The sequence below is a fragment of the Rhodovulum sp. 12E13 genome (assembly GCF_003340565.1).
Classification (GTDB): Bacteria; Pseudomonadota; Alphaproteobacteria; order Rhodobacterales; family Rhodobacteraceae; genus HLUCCA09.
Genome location: NZ_QPLK01000001.1, coordinates 22065 through 41653, shown reverse-complemented (window position 1 = coordinate 41653; position 19589 = coordinate 22065). Strand labels below are relative to the sequence as shown.

Annotated in this window: 15 protein-coding genes; 6 read left to right on the top strand and 9 right to left on the bottom strand. The window is 70.0% G+C overall.

Annotated features, from left to right (window positions below; all coding sequences use genetic code 11):
• Positions 1 to 50 precede the first annotated feature (50 nt).
• Positions 51 to 1745, bottom strand: a complete 1695-nt coding sequence (gene ade / locus DLJ49_RS00185; RefSeq protein ID WP_115391495.1) for an adenine deaminase — start codon at positions 1743 to 1745, stop codon at positions 51 to 53.
• A 179-nt stretch (positions 1746 to 1924) separates the two neighbouring features.
• Between ade and DLJ49_RS00180 the strand changes: the two genes are divergently transcribed.
• Together DLJ49_RS00180 and DLJ49_RS00175 are read left to right on the top strand one after the other, a co-directional pair.
• Positions 1925 to 2965 carry a mandelate racemase/muconate lactonizing enzyme family protein gene (locus DLJ49_RS00180; RefSeq protein WP_115391494.1) on the top strand — a complete coding sequence of 347 codons (1041 nt, stop codon included), beginning with the start codon at positions 1925 to 1927 and terminating at the stop codon, positions 2963 to 2965.
• On the top strand, positions 2958 to 3992 hold the full coding sequence (locus tag DLJ49_RS00175; RefSeq protein ID WP_115391493.1) for an N-acetyltransferase DgcN family protein: 1035 nt from the start codon (positions 2958 to 2960) through the stop codon (positions 3990 to 3992). Before DLJ49_RS00180 ends, DLJ49_RS00175 begins: the two co-directional genes overlap by 8 nt.
• Before the next feature lie 145 nt (positions 3993 to 4137).
• Here the strand turns inward: DLJ49_RS00175 and DLJ49_RS00170 are convergent, their stop codons facing one another.
• The 8 genes from DLJ49_RS00170 to DLJ49_RS00135 all read right to left on the bottom strand — a co-directional run bounded on the left by DLJ49_RS00170 (position 4138) and on the right by DLJ49_RS00135 (position 13711).
• Positions 4138 to 5223, bottom strand: coding sequence for a flagellar basal body P-ring protein FlgI (locus tag DLJ49_RS00170; protein ID WP_115391492.1), 1086 nt, complete (start codon positions 5221 to 5223; stop codon positions 4138 to 4140).
• 152 nt (positions 5224 to 5375) lie between these two features.
• Positions 5376 to 6383, bottom strand: coding sequence for a flagellin (locus DLJ49_RS00165; protein WP_115391491.1), 1008 nt, complete (start codon positions 6381 to 6383; stop codon positions 5376 to 5378).
• 1 nt (position 6384) lies between these two features.
• On the bottom strand, positions 6385 to 7872 hold the full coding sequence (locus DLJ49_RS00160; RefSeq protein ID WP_115391490.1) for a FlgK family flagellar hook-associated protein: 1488 nt from the start codon (positions 7870 to 7872) through the stop codon (positions 6385 to 6387).
• 23 nt (positions 7873 to 7895) lie between these two features.
• Entirely contained in the window at positions 7896 to 9341 is a 1446-nt protein-coding gene (locus DLJ49_RS00155) for a flagellar hook protein FlgE (protein ID WP_115391489.1), read from the bottom strand.
• A 120-nt stretch (positions 9342 to 9461) separates the two neighbouring features.
• A complete protein-coding gene (locus tag DLJ49_RS00150; protein ID WP_115391488.1) occupies positions 9462 to 10274 on the bottom strand; it encodes a flagellar motor protein MotB in 813 nt (270 codons plus the stop codon).
• Between the two features lie 67 nt (positions 10275 to 10341).
• Positions 10342 to 11013 carry a CpsD/CapB family tyrosine-protein kinase gene (locus DLJ49_RS00145; protein WP_158547350.1) on the bottom strand — a complete coding sequence of 224 codons (672 nt, stop codon included), beginning with the start codon at positions 11011 to 11013 and terminating at the stop codon, positions 10342 to 10344.
• Between the two features lie 308 nt (positions 11014 to 11321).
• Complete coding sequence (locus tag DLJ49_RS00140) at positions 11322 to 12860, bottom strand: GumC family protein (protein WP_115391486.1); 1539 nt, start codon at positions 12858 to 12860, stop codon at positions 11322 to 11324.
• The gene (locus DLJ49_RS00135) at positions 12857 to 13711 is read right to left on the bottom strand and encodes an ExeA family protein (RefSeq protein WP_233488568.1); all 855 of its coding nucleotides are present in this window, start codon (positions 13709 to 13711) and stop codon (positions 12857 to 12859) included. The genes DLJ49_RS00140 and DLJ49_RS00135 overlap by 4 nt, the downstream gene beginning before the upstream one ends.
• A 292-nt stretch (positions 13712 to 14003) precedes the next feature.
• On the opposite strand from DLJ49_RS00135, the gene DLJ49_RS00130 reads away from it, so the two are divergent.
• The 4 genes from DLJ49_RS00130 (at position 14004) to DLJ49_RS00115 (ending at position 19569) form a co-directional block, all read left to right on the top strand.
• Positions 14004 to 14705: a sugar transferase gene (locus DLJ49_RS00130; protein ID WP_233488567.1), complete on the top strand. Its 702-nt coding sequence runs from the start codon at positions 14004 to 14006 to the stop codon at positions 14703 to 14705.
• A 234-nt stretch (positions 14706 to 14939) separates the two neighbouring features.
• Positions 14940 to 17450, top strand: coding sequence for a tetratricopeptide repeat protein (locus DLJ49_RS00125; protein WP_115391483.1), 2511 nt, complete (start codon positions 14940 to 14942; stop codon positions 17448 to 17450).
• Between the two features lie 72 nt (positions 17451 to 17522).
• Complete coding sequence (locus DLJ49_RS00120) at positions 17523 to 18137, top strand: polysaccharide biosynthesis/export family protein (RefSeq protein WP_115391482.1); 615 nt, start codon at positions 17523 to 17525, stop codon at positions 18135 to 18137.
• Between the two features lie 7 nt (positions 18138 to 18144).
• Complete coding sequence (locus DLJ49_RS00115; protein WP_115391481.1) at positions 18145 to 19569, top strand: porin family protein; 1425 nt, start codon at positions 18145 to 18147, stop codon at positions 19567 to 19569.
• The last annotated feature ends 20 nt before the right edge of the window (positions 19570 to 19589 follow it).

The following is a 19589-nucleotide window of genomic DNA, read 5'->3' as shown; positions in this document are numbered from 1 at the left end:
TCACGCGCCGCGCGGCGCGTGCAACGCCCTTCCAAGGGCGTTGTCCGGTCTCACCCGATGACCTCGAAGCGCTCCACGTCGACCATGCCGCGGTCGGTGATCTTGAGCGCCGGGATCACCGGCAGGGCGAGGAAGGCCAGTTGCAGGAAGGGCTCCTCCAGCGTCACCCCGAGCGACCGCGCCGCGCCGCGCAACTCGCGCAGGCGCGCCTCGACCTCCTCGAAGGGCGCGAGGCTCATCAGCCCCGCCACCGGCAGCGCCAGCTCGGCCAGCACCGCGCCGCCGTGTGCCACGACGAAGCCGCCTTCGATCTCGCCCAGCCGGTTCGCCGCCAGAGCCATGTCGGCATAGTCGACGCCGACGCAGGCGATGTTGTGGTGATCGTGGCAGACGGTCGAGGCGATGGCCCCCGACTTCAGCCCGAACCCCTTGACGAAGCCACAGGCGATGTTGCCGGTCTTCCCGTGCCGCTCCACCACGGCAATCCGCACGAGATCGCGCGCCGGGTCGGGGCACTTGTCGCCGTCGACGGGCTCGACCTGCTCCAGGAGGTGATCGGTCAGGATCTGCCCCTCGCGGATGCCGATCACATGCGTCTCGGCCCGGTTCGACCGGTCGGCGAAGCTCTCGGCCGAGACGCGCGGCGCCTTGACCGAGGCGCGGCCGACCGCCGCCACCTCCTCCCGCATGGCGAAGGCGGCGGCGTCGGCCACGCGCCCCCCGGCCAGCACCAGCACGGCCCGGCAGTCTTCGAGCGACGGCAGCGCCACGATATCGGCGCGCTTTCCGGGCGCGATCTGCCCCCGGTCCTTCAGCCCGAACGCCTCGGCCGCCGACAGGGTCGCCGCGCGGTAGGCCGCGAGCGGCGGGGTGCCGAGCGCGATCAGCGTGCGGATCATGTAGTCGAGATGCCCGTGCTCGGCGATGTCGAGCGGGTTCCGGTCGTCGGTGCACAGGCACATGTAGGCGCTCGTCCGCTCCGTGAGCAGCGGCTGGAGCGCGTGCAGGTCCTTCGAGACCGAGCCCTCGCGGATCAGCACGCGCATCCCCTTGACCAGCTTCTCGCGCGCCTCCTCCGCGCTCGTCGCCTCGTGCTCGGTGCGGATGCCGGCAGCGATGTAGGCGTTGAGGTCGCGGCCTGCGAGAAGCGGGCAGTGCCCGTCGACATGCGCCCCCTCGAACAGCGCCAGCTTGGCCATCGCGCCCGCGTCGCGGTGGATCACGCCGGGATAATTCATGAATTCCGCCAGCCCGATCCCCGCGGGGTGGCCCCTGAGCCCGGCGAGATCGTCGGCCGTCAGCTCGGCGCCGGCCGTCTCCATGTGGGTCGACGGCACGCAGGACGAGAGCTGCACGCGGATGTCCATCAGCGTGTGCCCGCTTGCCTCCTGGAAGTAGCGTACGCCCTCGGCCCCGATCACGTTGGCGATCTCGTGGGGGTCGCAGATCGCGGTGGTCACGCCGCGCGGCGTCACGCAGCGGTCGAACTCGAGCGGCGTGACAAGGGAGGATTCGATGTGCAGGTGCGTGTCGATGAAGCCGGGCACGAGGATCAGCCCCGAGACGTCGATCACCTCGCGCCCCTCGTAAGGCGCGCAGGTGCCCACGATCGTGTCGCCGCAGATCGCCACGTCACCCTCCAGCATGTCTCCCGTCACGACATCGAACACCCGCCCGCCCCGGAGCACGAGGTCGGCCGCCTCGTCGCCTCGCCCCTGCGCGATCCTGCGTTCCAGTTGCGCCATGCGCCCGCCTCCGCTCCCGGCCTGATCGCTTGCAGCATCCCCGAGCGTGGGCGCCCCGTCCAGCGGCCTGCGCCTCACGAGGGTCGCCGGCGCGGTCGGTGCGCCCGGCGGCCCCTCGCGCTCGCCGCCAGAGGCCGTTAAGGAGAAGGGGCGGAGGGCAGCAGGGAGGGACAGCACGCATGGATGTCGGCTTTCGGACCCTGCACCTGCACAAGCGGTTCCCGCTCGCGATCAGCCGCGGCACGATCACCGGGTCCGACAACCTGTTCGTCTCGGTCTCGGAGGGCGGCCTGACGGGCTGGGGCGAGATGGCGCCCGGCGACACGGAGGGCGCGGGCAGCCCCGACGAGGGCGAGCGCCAGCTTCGCGCCTTCGTGGCCGATGGTGGGCTCGACGCCGGGTCGATCCACGCGACATGGGCGACGATGCGCGCGGCCGGAGTGGCGCCCTGCGCGATGGCGGCGCTCGACATGGCGCTCTGGGATCTGCGCGCGAAGCAGGCGGGCCTGCCGCTCTACCGTCTGCTGGGCCTTGGCCGGCGGGCCGTGCCCACATCGCTGACGGTCGGCATCAACCCGCCCGAAGTGGTGCGCGAGCGCGTGCCCCTCCTGCTCGCCCAGGGCGCCCGCGCGCTCAAGATCAAGCTCGGCGTGCCCGAAGGGCTCGACGCCGACAAGGCCATGTTCGCCGCCGTCCTCGAGGCCGCCGCGGGTTCCGGCGTCGTCCTGAGGGTCGACGCCAATGGCGGCTGGTCGCTGGAACAGGCGCGGCACATGATGGCGTGGCTCGCCGAGCGCGGCGTCGAGTATGTCGAGCAACCTCTGGTGCGGGGGGCGGAGGATCAGCTTCCCGCCCTGTTCGCGAACCGTCCCCTGCCGATCTTCGTCGACGAATCCTGCCGCATGTCGGGCGACATTCCGGCCTTCGCGCAGGCCGTCGACGGGGTGAACCTCAAGCTGATGAAATGCGGCGGCCTCACCGAGGCGCTGCGCATCGTCGCCACGGCCCGCGCCCATGGGCTGGAGACGATGATCGGCTGCATGGGCGAAAGCTCGATCTCCATCGCCGCCGGCGCCGCCCTGTCGGAACTGTTCGATTACATCGACCTCGACTCCCACCTCAACCTCGCCCCGGATCCCGCGACCGGCGTGCCCCTCGAGGGCGGCCGCGTGCTGCCGGGCGAGAGACCCGGCCACGGAGGGCGCCTGCACGATGCTTGACCCCGACCTGCGCATCGCCCTCTTCACCGAGGCCACCCTCGGCCAGCTGAACGCCAAGATGTCGGAGGGCATCGTTCGCTACGGGAAAAACCCGGTCGCCGCGGTGATCGACAGCCACGCCGCGGGCCGCACGGCCGGCGATTTCTTCGGGGTGGGCCACGACATCCCCGTGGTCGCCGCGCTGTCGGAGGCGATCGACCGGGGGGCGCAGGTGCTCGTGCTCGGCACCGCGCCCTCGGGCGGACGGCTGCCGCCCGACTGGGTCGCGATGCTGGACGAGGCGGTGGCGCGGGGCCTGTCGGTCGTCAACGGGCTGCACGACGCGCTCGCGCCGCGGTTCGAGGGCCGCCTGCGCCACGGCCAGTGGGTATGGGACATCCGCACGCCGCCGGGCGAGCCGCCGCCCATCGCCTCGGGCCGGGCGGCAGGGCTCGGCAATATCCGCTGTCTCATGGTCGGCACCGACATGGCCATCGGCAAGATGACCGCGGGGCTCGAGCTCTGGCGCTGCCTGCGCGAGCGGGGCGACGATGCGGCGTTTCTCGCCACCGGCCAGATCGGCATCGCGATCAGCGGCGGTGGCATCCCGCTCGACGCCTTCCGCGTGGATCACGCCAGCGGCGCGGTCGAGCGCATGGTGCTCGAGGCGGGCGAGCGCGCCATCCAGATCATCGAGGGGCAGGGCTCGCTCCTGCACCCGGGCTCGACGGCGACGCTGCCCTTGCTGCGCGGCTCCTGCGCGAACCGGATGATCCTGTGCCACCGCGCCCACATGGAGCATCTCGACACGCTGGAGCATGTGCGCGTGCCGCCGCTACCGGAGGTGGTCGCCCTCTACGAGGCGCTGGCCGGTGCGGCCGGGGCGCTGACGCAGGCGCGCGTCGTCGGCATCGCGCTCAACACCCGTGGCCTGTCTGACGAGGAGGCCTGGCAGGCGACCGAACGGGTGACCGCGCAGACCGGACTGCCCGCGACCGACCCGGTGCGCTTCGGCGCCGCCCCGCTGGCCGATGCCCTGGCCGGGTGATCCCGCGCGATTCAGGCCCTCGGCACGCGCGGACCCGGCCCGGCCGGCCGAAGCCCGATACCGCAGACCGGCGCCCGCACGATCGGTGCAGGGACGCGCCACCGGCGTCGCACGCCGCATCCGCGCCGCACGCGGGCCGCGACCGTCACCGCACGATGAACTCGGCGTGCAGGGCGCCCGCGGCCTTGATGCTCTTGAGGATGTCGATCATGTCGCGAGGCCCCACGCCCAGCGCATTCAGGCCCTCGACCACGTCCGACAGCGAGGTGGTCGTCGGCACCTCGGCGAGACCGATCCCCGGTTCCTCCTCGATCTGGGCCTGCGTGCGCGGCACAATCACGGTCTGGCCGGGCGCGAAGGGGTTGGGCTGCACGGCGAGCGGCGTCTCCTCGATGCGGAGGGTGAGGTTGCCCTGGGCGACCGCCACGCGGCTGATCCGCACGTCCTCGCCCATCACGATCGTGCCCGAACGCTGGTCGACGACGACGCGCGCGCGCCGTTGCGGCTCGACGGCAAGGTTCTCGATCAGGCCGATCGCGTGGGCGGGGGAGCGCGCGCCGGTCGACAACACGTCGACCTGAACGGTGCCGGCGTCGAGCATCCGGGCCACCGGCGCGCCGAAGGCCCCGTTGATGACCGTCTCGATCCGGCCGGCAGTGGTGAAATCGGGCTCGCGCAGGGCCAGCCGCATGGTCGCGAGTTGCGAGAAATCGAAGTCGATCTCGCGCTCGACTCGCGCGCCGGCAGGGATCACGCCGGAAGTTGGCACGCCTTGTACCACTGCGGCTGCCTCGCCCTCGGCCGCCGCGCCACCGGCGATCACCGTACCCTGGCTCACCGCGTAGATCTGGCCGTCGGCCGCGGTGAGCGGCGTCATCACGAGCGTTCCGCCGAGCAGGCTCGACGCATCGCCTATGGCAGAGACGGTCACGTCGATCTGCGAGCCGGCGCGGGCGAAGGGCGGCAGGGTCGCCGTGACGAAGACCGCAGCCACGTTGGCGGGCCGGAACTGCTCGCCTGTCACGTTCACCCCGAGGCGCTCGAGGATGTTCGACATGATCTCTTCGGTGTAGGGCGAGTTGCGGATACCGTCGCCCGTGCCGTTGAGACCGACGACGAGACCGTACCCCACGAGGTCGTTGCCGCGCACGCCGTCGAATTCCACGAGGTCCTTCAGGCGGATGGGCGAGGCCGTCGCGGCCGCCGACCACACGGCGAGAGCGAGGCACATCCGCGCGGCCACCGCCGCCGCTGTCGCAATCTGCCGCCAGAGAGGGCGCGACGTGCGACCCTCTGCAGGTATCGTTCCATATCGCATCGGCGATGCCCCCTTTCTGGAAGCGTGCCGGTCCCGCGTGGCGGGCCGGCGACAGGTGTCGGGCCTCAGAGCGCGGAGACCAGGCTCAGCCGGGCGCTGCGCGCGGTGATGGCATAGAGCAGCTCGAGCTGGCCCTGGACCGCCTCGAGTTCGGTCGCCTTGTCGTAGATGTCGACGTCGGTCAGGCCGCTGCGGGCGATCTCGAGAGCCGAGGTCTCGGCGGCGTTGCGGGTCGCCACCTCGTCGAGTCGCGCCTCGCCGGCGCCGATACGGCCGCGCAGCTCCGACAGGCCCGTCTGCGCGTCGTGCAGCGCAAGGCCTGCGTTGACGAGGCGCTCCTGCTGTGCCGATGGCGAGCCGGCCATCGGACCGGTGCCCGAAAACGCCGCAACTGCGAGCGCGGCGAGCGTGTTGCGGATCGTTGCATCCTCGGCCGTGACCGACAGGCCAAGCCGCGCGCCCGGGCCGATCGGCTGGTCGGGCACGGGCGTCGTATCGCCAAGATAGCCCGCCGTGTCGAACCCACCGCCGGGAGCGAACCAGTCGCGGACGGCGCTCTCGGCCGAGGCAGGATCCGGCGCGGCCGATACAAGCGCCTCGAGCGTCGCGAGCATGCCTTCCGCCGGGGCGAGTGCCGGGCCGTCGGTGGCGATGCCGGCAAAGACCGTCCGCCCGGCGACCGTGGTGTTCAGCCGCGAGACCGTCGCCTCGAAACGGCCGCGCGCGTCGTCGGCCAGAACGTCGAGGCCCAGCGCCTGGCCGATGGGCGCGTTCATGAGGTCCCCGGCGAAGGCCTTGGTGTCGTCCTGCACGCTGCCGAGCGCACGTTGCGCGGCCTCCATCCGCATGCGCAATTCGGCGCCCGCGGTCTCGAAGGCGGCGAGATCGGCGAGGTCGCGCTCGAACGCGGCGAGGCGGGTGAAGTCGCCGCGCAGCGCGCCGGGCAGGTCGGCCGTCTTTCCGCTGCCGGTCTCGGCGAGCAGGCGATCCATCTGGGCGCGCACCTCGGCGTTCTGGCGGCGCTGGACGAGCTGGCGGGCGTAATCACCCACGGTCATGAAGTCGGGCGTCACGTCAGATCCTCCTCAATTCGTCCATCAGCAGGTCGATCGTCTGGATCACCCGGGCGTTGGCAGCATAGTTCTGCTCGATCACCAGCAGCTTCTGCATCTCGTCGTCGGTATCGACGCCGCCGGCCGCCTCGGCCTCGCGATAGCCGGCGAGGCGGGCCCCCTCGAACGCGGCCTCGCCCTCGCGGGCCTGCCGCGTCGTGGCGACGCCGCTGAGGAAAAGCGCGACCTGCTCGGCGAAGCCGCGTTCCTGCCCCTGCTGGGGGCCGGACGCGACCGGCCTGGCCTCGCCCAGGCGCTCGCCGAGCGCGACGATCAGCGATGGGTCGCCCACCGGCCCGGGTGCCGCCGCCGGCCCGAGGCCGTCGCGCAGTCGCCAGACCTCGTCCGCCCCGTCGGCGGCGATGCGGGGGTTGATCGACAACCGCTGCGCCAGCCCTTCCTCGGGATAGGGGCGCGGCAACGGCGGCGGCGGAGCGGCGGGGTCGAAGGCAAGGCCCCCATCGGTAAAGAGGCCGGGCACGCCCGCACCGAGGCTGGGGTCGACCGCGGGATCCTGGAACCGTTCGACGAGATCGCGGGCGATCGCGTCGATGGCGCGCTGCGCCTCCGGGCCGGCAATGTCGCGCAGCTCGAACTGGGCCATCAGCGCGCCCGCGCCGAGGAGGGAGCGGTCGCCGGTCGGGTCGACCGACACACCCCCGATGGTGAGGCTGGAGAGCGCCCCGGCCTCCACCGTCATCTCGGGCTGGACCGTGCCGGCCGCGGTGAAGCCGAGCTCCCAGACGCGGCCGTCGAGCAGGGTGGCGCCGTTGCCCGTGAAGAGCGCGACCGCCCCGTTGGCGCGCTGCACTTCACGGATCGGCAGGATCTCGGCGATGGAATCGATCGCCTGCTGGCGCGCCTCCTGCAGGGCGGAGCTGTCGCGCGATTTCGCGCCGAGGCGCAGGATCTGGTCGTTGAGCGTGTCGACCTGCTGCAGCGCCGTGTTCACCCGCTCGACCATCCCCGCGATCGAGGTGTCCGCACGGCTCCGCATCTGCTGTATCGCGGCACCGGTCGAGGCGACCCCCTCTGCCAGCCCGCGTGCCGCGGCGACCGCCTGGCGCAGGCGCAACTCCGAGTCCGGCTGGCTCGACGCTTCGATCAGTCGAGACGAGAACCGCGCGACCAGCTCGGACAGGGAACCCGGGTCGGAGGGCTCGCCGATGGCCTGCTCGACCGACTTGAGCGCCCGGGCGAGCGTGTCGGCGCGGCCGGCACCGGCCTCGGCCAGACGCCGGTCGGCCAGCACGACCGGATCGACGACCCGCGAGATGCCCGAGACGCGCACGCCGCCATTGCCGCCCACGATATCGGTCGTGAGCATCAGTTCGCGCCGGGCGTAGCCGGGCGTGAGAGCGTTGGCGACGTTGCCCGAGACGAGTTCGGCCGCGCGCCCCTGGGCACGCAGGCCGCTCGCGGCGTTGAACAGGGCGAAGGACAGGCTCATGAATCACCCCCGGGGCTGGCGGATCACCGCTTGATGTTGGTGGTCTCCTGCAGCATCTCGTCGACGGTCTGGATGACCTTGGCGTTCGACGAGTAGGCGCGCTGCGTCTCGATCAGGGCGGTGAGTTCGCCCGCGACGTCGGTGGCCGATTCCTCGAGAGCGTAGCTCACGATGTCGCCGGTGGCGCCATCGCCTGCCCGCCAGAGGAAGAAACTGCCCGAATCGGTGGACGGCAGGTAGGTCTGCCCGTCCTGCGGCACCAGGCCGTTGGGATTGGGCATGTCGACGAGCGGAATCTGGAAGACCGTGCGCGTCAGCCCGTTGTCGAAGTTGGCCTTGACGAAGCCGTTGCGATCGACCTCGACGTTCTGCAGGCCGCCCACCGGGGAGCCGTCCTTGCCGACGAAATTCGGCGAGAAACTCTCGGAATACTGGGTCAGCTTGCCGGGCTCTTCGGGCGCGCCGATGTTGAGGGTGATCGGCCCGCCGATGATGCCCTGGGCGACATCGTTCGTCGCGCCTACGTTGATCGACAGGTCGCCGTTCGCCGTGTCCCATGTCCAGTCGACGGTGGGGCCGCCCGCGAGGGTCGCCGGCAAGTCGGCAGCGGCCAGGGCGGTGCCGTCCTCGTAGGCGTTCACCGCGGTCACGTTGTCGATCGTGCCGCCGGTCGCACGGTCGTTGTTGAATTCGACCCGGAAGAGCCCGACGATGGCGTTGCCGTTGGGGTCGGCGTTCGACGTCGAGGCACTGTCGCGGATCGTCAGGTTCCAGACGTTGGTCGCAGGGTCGCCGGCCGCTGCGGGCTGTGACGGCAGGAACTCCATGCTCAGCGTCTGAGAACGGCCGAGGTTGTCGAAGTATTCCACCGGAAGCACGAATGGCTCGAGGGGGCCGGTCAGCGGGTTTTCCGGAAACTCGGTTTCCGTGGCCGGCAGATTCAGCCCGAGAGAGACCTCGGTCGTCGGCTCCCCCGTGGCCTGGTTGACGTTGATCTGCACCGGGCGCAGCCCGTCGCCGGTATCGCGCGCGAAATCGGGGATCGAGCCGTCGGCGGCGGCGGGCCAGCCCATCAGGACGAAACCCGTGTCCGTCACGAGGTAACCCTCGTCGTCGGTCCGGAAGGAGCCTGTGGTCGCAAGGTTGAGCGGGTAATTCGCGAGCGGCGTGCCGAGGCTCGAGATCGGCGTGACCGGCAGGAAGCCGCGGCCGCGCACGGCGAGATCGGTAGAGTTCGACGTGGTGCGCAGCCCCGCCTCCTGGTCGATCGCGCGGCTCGTGACCACGCTGACCCCGCCCGCCGTGTAGCTGCCCGATCCCGGCGAGGTGACGAGCGCGCGAAACGTCGTCTCGGCGCGCTTGTAGCCGATCGTGCTGGAATTGGCGATGTTGTCGGAGATCGTGGAAAGCCGGCTGGCGTTGCTCGCCAGGCCAGAGACGCCGGCGTTGAGCGAGGAGGAAATGGTCATCGGGACGCCTTTCTTGCGTTGGCCTCGGACACCTCCCTTATGGCGACCGGGCGCTTAAGGCCGCACTAACAGCTAAACTTCGTCGGAGTTTGCGCCCCGGTTTCGCCGTGTCCGCGCCACTCACTCGACGTCGCTGCGCAACAGCGTCATCTCGAGCCTGTCGTTGCGAACGGCCATGGGCGGGGCGATCGCCGGGCGCCGGTCGGCATGGCCGGTCACCCGGTGGATGCGATCATCGGCGATGCGGGCCTCGAGCGCGTCGCGTGCCCCTTCCGCGCGCTCTATCGAGAGTTCCCACACCGGATTGTCGCGCAGAACGACGGGGCGCGCGCGGCTGTAGCCATCGACCGCGACGCGGTTGCTGGCCATCGCGAAGAGCCGGCCCACGACGTCGAGCAGCCTGTCGAGCAGCTCGGTCGGCGCCTCGGTCTCGGGGTCGAAGATCGGCGCGCCGGGCAGCGAGAACACCTCCACGACCAGACCGGCATCGGTGATGCGCGTCACGATGTGGCGCAGTTCGTTCTCGGTCAGCAGCGCCTCGGCGCCGCGGCCGAGCAGCGTCTTCTCAAGCTCCTCGAACGCGGCCTCCTCGGTCGCACGGATGTCGGCGGCGTTGCGCTCGAACTCCTGGGGGCTGGTCGCACCGACTCCCATCCGCGCGAGCGTCTCCTCCGTGAAGACGCTATCGCCGCCAAGCGCGCCGTCGCCCCCGCCGGTCACGCGCGCGATCGGCACCGTCGGATTGAAGTGATCCGCCAGCCCCTTGCGCTGTTTCTCGGTGGTCGCGTTGAGCAACCACATCAGAAGGAAGAACGCCATCATCGCGGTCACGAAGTCGGCATAGGCGACCTTCCAGGCACCGCCGTGGTGCCCCTCGCCTGCGACGACCTTCTTGCGCTTGATGACGATCGGCGCATTCGCGTTCGCGCCCATATCACCACCTCTTCACACACCCACCGCAAGGGCTAGGCGCGAGGGGTGAAGATTGGATTAGCGCGCGTCAGTCGTCGCCGTAGGCATAGTAGTAGCGATAATAGCCGTCGGAGAAGAAGCGGCACTTGTTGAGCACGACGCCCAGCACGTTGGTCTGCTCCGCAAGTTCCTTTTCGCAGACATCGACCTGGGAGATCGTCGTGGCGCCCGCCTCGGCGACCATGAGGGCGCAGTCGACATTGCGCAGGAACGCCGAGGCATCGTCGTTGACCAGCAGCGGCGGCATGTCGAACAGGATCAGGTCGGGGCGATAGGTGGCCTCGATCTCGTCGAGCACCTCCGACGTGCGGGCGCGCAGGAACAGGTCGGAGGGGTCGCGCAGGGCGGCGAAGTTCATCGCGACGGCGAGGTTGTCGCCCAGCCGGCGGGCCTGTCGCCCGAAGCTCTCACGCCCCTCCAGCACCGGCGCCACGCCCGTCTTGCCGGAAATGCCCAGCGAGCGGGCAACCGCCGGGCGACGCATGTCGAGATCGATGAGGATGATGCGCAGGTCCACCTGACGGGCCAGCGCCACCGCCAGGTTGATCGACGTGGTGGTCTTGCCCGATCCCGGCAGCGGAGAGGTTATGGCGACGCGCTTCCACCCGTTGGCGCCCGTCAACTGCAGCACCTTGGTGCGCAGCACGTCGAAGGCGGTGGCCTCGGCCTGCCGACCGAACGAGATCAGGCGCCTCTTCACCAGGCGGCGGGTGTCGATCTCCGACTTCTGGATATCCGCCCACGCCGCCTCCACGGCCCCGGACGAACCCGTGGACGGGCCAGTGGACGGGGCCGCCCCGGAGCCTGCGGCCTGCGGGCCACGCACCGCACCGGCAACGGCACCGGCCTGTCCGGCGCCGCGCCGCGCGGGATTCGCCGCCGGCTCGGGGCGCGCTCCGGATGCGGGCGCCGGGGCTGCCGTTGCGGCGCGGGTCTCTCGCGCCTTGTCGAGCGCGGCCTTCAGACGTTCCATCCCGGCTCAGATCCTCTCCACGGCCGCGCACCTCGTCAGGGCAGGATTTCCGACAGGATCCTGTCATAGACGAGGTCGAGCGGCATCACCTCGTAATGCACGAACCACAACCCCGCGGGAATGCCCGCAAGAACCACCAGCACAAACAGGAGGCCGACGAGCCGCTTGCGGAGCCGCTCCCACGGCGTTGCGATGTAGGGAACGGTCGCGATCGGCGTGATGCCGAGCCGGTTCGTCAGGTCGACAGGGCGACGGATCGACCGGTTGAGAAGCTCGAGCAGCACCACGAGGGCGCTGCCGAGCCCGATCCCCATCGCGGCCCCCATCCCCGCGATCAGAGGCCGGTTCGGGTCGGAGGGCTCGCTGGGCGCGGTCGCTTGCTCGATCACCGTGATGCGCTGCCCCTTCCGGAGCGTCTCGATCCGCTCGCCGGTCGAGGCCTGGGCCAGACGCGCCTGCGCCCCCTGGTATTGCTGCAGAACGTGATCGTAGTCGCGGCGCAGCGCCTCGAGGGTGATGGCGTTGGAGGGCGTGCGGTCGATCGTGCGCTCGAGTCGCGCGAGCTCGGTCTGCAACCGCGCGAGTTCCCCGTCGATGCGCTCGACCTCGGTGTCGATCCCGTCGATCTCGAGCTGTATCGGGTCGATCCGGGTTTCGCCGTCGGCAGATGCAAGATCGACCGCCACTTGCGCGTCGATCTGCTCCTCCAGCGTCTCGATCCGCGTCCGCAGCAGGCGGACCCGCGGGCTCTCTTCCGCATAGATGGCGCGGATCGAGGTCAGCTCGTTACGCAGGCTGGCCAGTTGACGCTCCTGCGGCGTGGCCTGCCCGCCATCGAGAGGGGCGCGCGACACGCCGGATTGCTGCAACTCGAACAGGCGGGCGCGCTGTTGCTCGAGCGTGGAACGGTCGCGCTGCAGCTGGGCGACGCGCTCCTGCAGGTTGGCCTGCTGGCTCAGCCGGTAAGACAGGGTCGAGGGCAGCGCCTCGCGGTTCTCGTTCTGGAAGCGCAGCATCTCCTCGTTGCGCAGGGCGAGTTCCGTCTCCAGCCGTTCGACCTCCTGCTGGAAGAAGCTGAGGGTCTCGCTGGCGCGAGACTGGCGTTGGGTGGCGTTCACGGCGAGGATTCGCGTGATGAAGTCGTTGGTGACGTCGGCGGCGATCTCGCCCGTGCGCGCCTCGAACCTGATGTCCATCAGGGTCGCCGAGTTGCGCCGCCCGCTCACGGCGAACCGGCTGTCGGCCCGCATGCGCGAGACGATCTCATCGGCGTTCATCTCGGAGATCCCCTCATAAACCTCATGCTCGCGGGCAACCTCGAGCAGGATCGTGCGCGTCAGGACCCGCTGCTGGAGAATGGCCAGCTGCTCCTGCTCGTTGACCTGGACGGTCGATCTGGCGAGGCTGTCGGGGATCTGCGCATCCTCCACCAGAAGCCGTCCCTGCGCGGTGTAGATCGTCGGCAGGATGACGGCGATGGCGAAGCCGACAGACGTCACCGTGAGCGACACCAGCAGGAAGAGAGGCAGCCGCCTCAAGGCGATGGAGAGGTAGTATCTGATTTCGGCGTTCATTCGGCGGCCTTTCCGCTTTCGATGAACCCGGTCACGAAGATCCCGTCGTCGACGACCTGCCGGACCGTCTCCATCGTTACCGGATCCTCCTCGTTTATCGCACCGTAGACGAGGCAGAATTCACACAACTTGTTGATCAGGCGCGGCACACCGGCCGTGAGGCGCGATATCTCCTGAAGCGCCGAATCGGAGAACAAGTCCGCGCGCCCGCCCGCGTGTGCCAGCCGGAAACGCACATAGGCGGCCGTGGCGGCGTGGTCCAGCGGCAGCAGGTGGTAGGCGGCCACGATCCGCTGCGCGAACTGCTGCAGTTCGGGGCGCATGATGCGGTTGCGCAACTCCGACTGCCCCACGAGAATCAATTGCAGCAGCTCGTCCTTGCCCGAGTTGATGTTGGTCAGCATCCGGAGCTCTTCGAGCGCCTCGACAGTGAGGTTCTGCGCCTCGTCGATGATCACCGTGACGAAGCGCCCGGCCGCGTATTCCTCGACCAGAAAGTCCTGCAGCCCCTGGAAGAGCGACACGTAATCGGCCCCGGGCTCGGGCCGCAGACCGAGGGCGTTGGTGATCCAGCGCAGCATCTCGGCACGGCCGCCCTGCGCGTTCGAGACAAGCGCGACCGTGGTGGATTCATCGAGCTGCTCCAGGAGCTTGCGCAGCACCGTCGTCTTTCCGACCCCGATCTCGCCGGTGAGCACGGTGATCGGGGCGCGCGAGACGATACCGTATTCGAGGACCGTGAACGCCGCCGTGTGCCCGTCGGCCCAGTACAGCGCGTCGGGATCCGGCAATAGAGTGAAGGGGCGCTCCGAGAACCCGTAGAACCCCTGGTAAATGTCACCGCCTAACACGTGAGCCCCTCGCAATATCGGGTCGCCCGCCCTGCGCCCGCCACCCGCATTGGGCCGACGGCGGTGCGTCGTCGACGACGGGCGTAATGACCGGCTCAGCCGTTGTATATAGCAGGCTTCTACATGGAGCGAGGTTCTGGACGCAACACGGCAAGAGCCGCCTTCGTGAACATCAGTGCCGCCAAATGCTGCACGTGCAGGTTTGCGACCGGGGCATTCCAGAAAAACCTTTACCCATGGGCCACGCTGCGCAACAAGGCGGTGGGAGACCACGTTCGTTGAGGGGTATGCCGTGACCGACACCGTAGATGTCGCCGCTCGCCAAGGTGTCGGGGCCATGCATGGCCGGTCGTCCACCGCCGCATCGCAGACCGCGGCCCCCGCGCCGCGGCTCTATCGCGATTTCGGGAAGCGCGCGCTCGACCTGGTCGCCGTCATCGCCCTCGCGCCGCTCGTGGCGCCGCTGCTGGGCCTGCTGTTTCTCGTCGTCGCCCTTGACGGGGGCACACCCCTCTTTCGGCAGAAGCGCGTGGGGCGCGACGGTCGCCCCTTCACCATCATGAAGCTGCGCACGATGGTGCCCGATGCAGAGCGGGCGCTTCACGACCTCATCCAGCGAGACCCCGACGCGGCCGCCGAGTGGAAAGAGCGCCAGAAGCTGCGCCGGGATCCGCGGGTAACCCGCTTCGGGGCCTTCCTCCGCCGGACCTCGCTCGACGAACTGCCGCAGCTTTGGAACGTGCTGCGCGGAGACATGTCGCTCGTCGGCCCCCGCCCGATGATGCCGAACCAGCGGTCGCTTTACCCCGGCCGTGCCTACTACTCGCTTCGGCCCGGAATCACCGGGCTTTGGCAGGTCTCGGAGCGCAACGACAACAGCTTCGCCAGCAGGGCCTGCTATGACGATCTCTACGCCGCCGAGTTGTCGCTCAGGCTGGACGTCGCGACGCTCGCCCGCACGCTCGTGGTGGTTGTGCGCGGCACGGGGTGCTGACCCCCACCCTGCCCGGTCAACCCCCATGTCGCCGGGACGCGGCCCGTATGCGCTGGCTTGCCAGATCGCTCGCCGGCCTGCGAAAAGCGCGCCCGCGGCCCGCCGATCGGCGGGGTCGGAGCCCACGCACGAAACCGTGATCCACGGCGCCGGCGTCCCGCCCGACGGCATGGTCGCGCGATATGGAAATTCGCCAGGACACCTGCGATAGTCGCGCCGAAGTTGGAGGGTTCCATGAGTTCTCGATCCGTATCCAGGCGCGTCCGCACGCTCGTCGGCTGCGGCGCGCTCGCCCTGTTCCTTGCCGCGTGCGACACCGCCGAAGAGCGAGCCGAGGCGCATTTCCAGAATGCCCTCGCCCTGATCGACGACGGTGACATCGCGCGCGCCAAGGTCGAGCTTCGCAGTGTCTTCGAGCTCGATCCGCGCCACCGCGACGCCCGGGCGACGATCGCTCGCCTGCTGCTCGACGAGGGCGCCACCGACGCGGCGGCGCAGCAATACCTTCGGCTCGTCGAGCAGTTCCCCAACGATGTCGAGGCGCGGCTCATCCTGTCGGAGCTGAGCCTGCTCGCCAACGATTTCGAAACCGCTCGCGTGCATGGCGAGACGGTGGTCGAACTCGCCCCCGAGAGCGTGCGCGCCCGGGTCATCTCGGCCGCGCTCGACTACCAGGAGGCGGTCGTGAACGAGTCGCCCGCCGCCCGGCGCGAGGCGGCGCGTCGCGCCGAGGCGCTGCGCGACGAGCTGCCCGACAGCGTGATCAACCGGGCCGTGATCATCGACAACCTGATGCTCGAGAACGAGTTCGCCGCGGCGCTCGAGGAAATCGACGAAGTCCAGGAGCTGGCGCCGCGCGACCGGCGCTTCTTCCAGATGCGCCTCGGCATATACGGGCAGTTGCAGGACGACGACGGGATCGAGGAGACGCTGCGCGACATGATCCGCGTCTTTCCCGAGGACCGGGAGCTGCCGCGCTCGCTGATGCAGTTCTATGCCAGCCGGGGCAACCTCGACGGCGCCGAGCGCTTCCTGCGCGACCGCATCGTGCCCGGGCAGGAGAACGACGAGGCGCGCCTGTCGCTGCTGCAGTTCCTCACCGAGACGCGCGGGCCCGAGGCGGCGATGGAAGAGGCGGAGACCTTCGTGCAGGAGGGCACGAACGACGACCTGTTCCGGTCGCTGCGCGCCTCCCTGCTCTACGACGAGGGGCGGCGGGACGAGGCGCTGCGCGAGTTCGAGGACATCGTCGCCAACGCCGAGCCGGGCCCCCAGACCAACGACATCAAGGCGTCCTACGCCCGGCTTCTCGGGCGCGACGGCAACGAGGTGGGCGCCCGCGCGATCATCGAGGACGTTCTCGAGGCCGATCCGTCGCATGTCGCGTCGCTCGTGATGCGGGCGGAGTGGATGATCGAGGCCGACCTCGTCGACGAGGCGATCGTCGCGCTGCGCCGCGCGCAGGACCAGGAACCCGAAAACGCCGAGATCTTCTCGCGTCTCGCCGAAGCGCATCTGCGCAACGGCGACCGCGACCTGGCGGGCGAGATGCTGGCACTGGCTACCGAGGCGTCGAACCGCTCGCCGGAGACCTCGCTCGTCTACGCGCGCTTCCTCGTCTCGGAGGACCGGTACAAGCCGGCCGAAGCCGTGCTGATCGACGCGCTGCGGATCACGCCGCAGAACGCCCAGCTCCTGGCCGAGCTGGGCAACGTCTACGTCGCCCTGCGCGACTGGGACCGGGCCGAGAGCGTCGAGCAGGCGCTGCGCGGCCTGCCGGGCGAGGCGGCGCGGCTGACCGCCGACCAGCTGCGCCTGACCGTGCTGCGCGCGCAGCGCCGCGACGAGGAGGCGATCGGTTTCCTGCGTGAGCTCGCCGACAACCAGGACGGCTATCGCGCCGCGGAAATCGCCATCGTCACCACCCAGCTCGAACGCGGCAATATCGACGACGCGCGCGCCTACCTCGAACGCCTGCTCGACGAGAGCCCCGACGACCCCGCCCTGCGCTTCCTGCTCGCCACGATCGAGACGGCCGACGGCAATCTCGCGGCGGCCGAGGCCGGCTTCCGCGGCCTGATCGAGGACGGCGCGGGCGGCGAGCGCGTCTGGCTCGAGCTGATCCGCACCCTGAACGAGGCGGGCAAGGCCGACGAAGCGCGCGAGGCCCTCGAGGCGGGCCTGACGGCCATCCCCGAGGCGGCCGACCTGATGTGGATGCGCGCCACCTTCCTCGAGCGCCAGCACGACTATGATGCGGCGATCGACATCTACGAGGAGCTTTACGCCCGCAACACCGCGACCAGCGTGATCGCCAACAACCTCGCAAGCCTGCTCTCGACCCAGCGCGAGGACGCCGAGAGCCTCGATCGCGCGGCGCGCATCGCCCGGCGCCTGAGGGGCACGGAATTCCCACCCTACCAGGACACCTACGGCTGGATCCAGTTCCGCCTCGGGAACTACGAGGCGGCGCTCGAATACCTTCGCCCTGCGGCCCGCGGCCTGCCAGACGATCCCCTGGTGCAATACCATCTCGGCCGCACCTATGCGGCGCTCGAGCGCCCCGACGACGCGATTCGCCAGCTGGAACGAGCGATCGAGCTCGCCGGGGCCGACCCGAGACCGGCCTTCGACGAGGCGCGGGCGCTGCTGCAGGAGTTGCAAAACCGCGATACCGGGGAGGGTTCTTCCGCGGAGACGCTCGACGCCCTTCCGCAGGCGACTCCCGGCGTTGTAGTCGAGTAGGCACTCGCCGCGCGCGCGGCGGCGTCCGTGCCCGCCTCGTGCGGCCCTCGCAACGGAAGCCGGAGGCACTTCATGGTTCGCGCTTTGCTCGTCTTCATGGTGACGGCCTGCACCCTCGTCTGGGCGAGCCTCGCCGCCGCGCAGGGCGGCAACTACCAGATCCAGCCGGGCGATCAGCTTGCCATCGAGGTTCTCGAGGATCCCAACCTCAACCGGCAGGTGCTGATCCTGCCCGACGGTCGCTTCAGCTTCCCGCTCGCCGGCACCGTCGCCGCCGGGGGGCGCACGGTCGGTCAGGTCGAGCGGGCGCTCTCGTCGGCGCTTTCCCCCAATTTCACCAATCCGCCAACCGTGTTCGTGTCCGTCGCCCGCGTCTCCGAGAGCGACGCGGAGGCCGAGGCCGACGAGACGCTCACCGTCTACCTTCTGGGCGAGGTCAACGCGCCGGGGCCGAAGGCCGTGCTGCCGGGCACCAGCGTGCTGCAACTCCTGTCGCAGTCGGGCGGGTTCACCCCCTTCGCGGCGACGAAGCGTCTGCAGTTGCGCCGCAGCGATCCGCAGACCGGCGCGCAGCGTCTCTTCGTGATCGACTACCGGGCCATCTCGCGTGGCGCCAGGATCGTCAACGAGCCGCTGCTGCGCGAGGGCGATGTCCTCCTCGTGCCCGAGCGCCGCCTGTTCGAGTGACCCGCCCATGACCATGGCGGCGCGGCGCCCGGAACGACGCCCCCGCTCGCGCGGCGTGCTGACCCTCGCCGTGGTGCTGGCCGCGCTGCCGGCGGCCGCCCAGCAGGGCGCCGAAACCGTGCCCGGCCCTGTCCTGCGGCTCAACGTGACAAGCGGCGTCACCGCCTCGGACAACATCGACCGCGAACGCGAGCCGGCCGGCACCTCGGTGCTCTCGCAGACCAATCTGCGCGCGACCTACGATTCTCGCACGCGCACCGAGCGGCTGACGATCTCGGGCGGGGTGCAGCTCGAATTCGGCGCTTACGCCGACGAGGAAATCGCCGATCCGGGGCTGAGGTCGCCGTTCCTGCGCGTCGCCTACCAGCGCCAGACCCGATCCGCGCAGCTTTCGCTCGATGCCGCCTACTCGGTCACCGATGTCGGCCGAGAGCGCGTCGAGTTCGGGGATCTCGACGGCGACGGCGAGCCCGAGGACCTCATCCTCGACCGCGGCACCCGCGCCGACACGCGCCTCGGCGCGGCGCTCGTCCTCGGCCGCGACGGGCCGGCCACATACTCTGTCGAGCTCGACTATTCCGACAAGCGCTATTCCGACACGACCGACCCCGACCTGAACGATTCCGTCACCCTCTCTTTCGACCAGGGCCTGAGCCTCGCGCTCACGCGCACCACACGCCTGCTGCTCGATCTCGACTACCGCGAGCGCGACGAGGACGACGCCGAGGACACGTTCGAGTCGAACATCGCGGCGACGGTCGGGCTGAGCCATGCCTGGAACACGGGGCTGAGAGCCTCGGCGCGCTTCGGCTACTCCATCGAGGAGATTACCCGCACGCGCGACGGCGCGCGCACCACCGAGCGGCAGGATGCGCCGGTCTTTTCCCTGTCGCTCAACCAGCAGCGGCCGAACGGCGCGATCTCGGCCAGCCTGTCGCGCCAGCTCGGCGAGCAGGGCACGCGCACGACCCTGCGCTTCGGACGCGCGCTGGAGCTGCCGCGCAGCAGCATCGACGCGACCCTCGGGATCAGCGGGGGAGAATCGGACGACGAGCTCCGCCTCGTCGGCACCCTCGACTATTCCCGGCCGACCCGGAGCGGCGCACTGACGCTGCGCCTGTCGCAGCAGGTCTCCTCGGACGAGGATACCGACATCCTCTCGACCACGGCCAACCTCGGCTACCGGCACGAGCTTTCACGGCTGTCGCAGGTGTCGCTCTCTCTCGGGCTCGCCGCGACCGACGCGGTCGACCCCGACGAGACCGACCGCCAGCGCACCAGCCTGCAGGTCGCGTATTCTCGGCGCCTGACGGAGGACTGGAACGTCAACCTCGGCCTGCGCCACTCCACCTCGCGCGAAAGCGGACTCGACCCGATCATCGAGAACGCGGTCTTTGCCACCGTGTCGCGCCGGTTCGACCTGCTGCCCTGAGCGGCGCTGCGCCGCGTCCC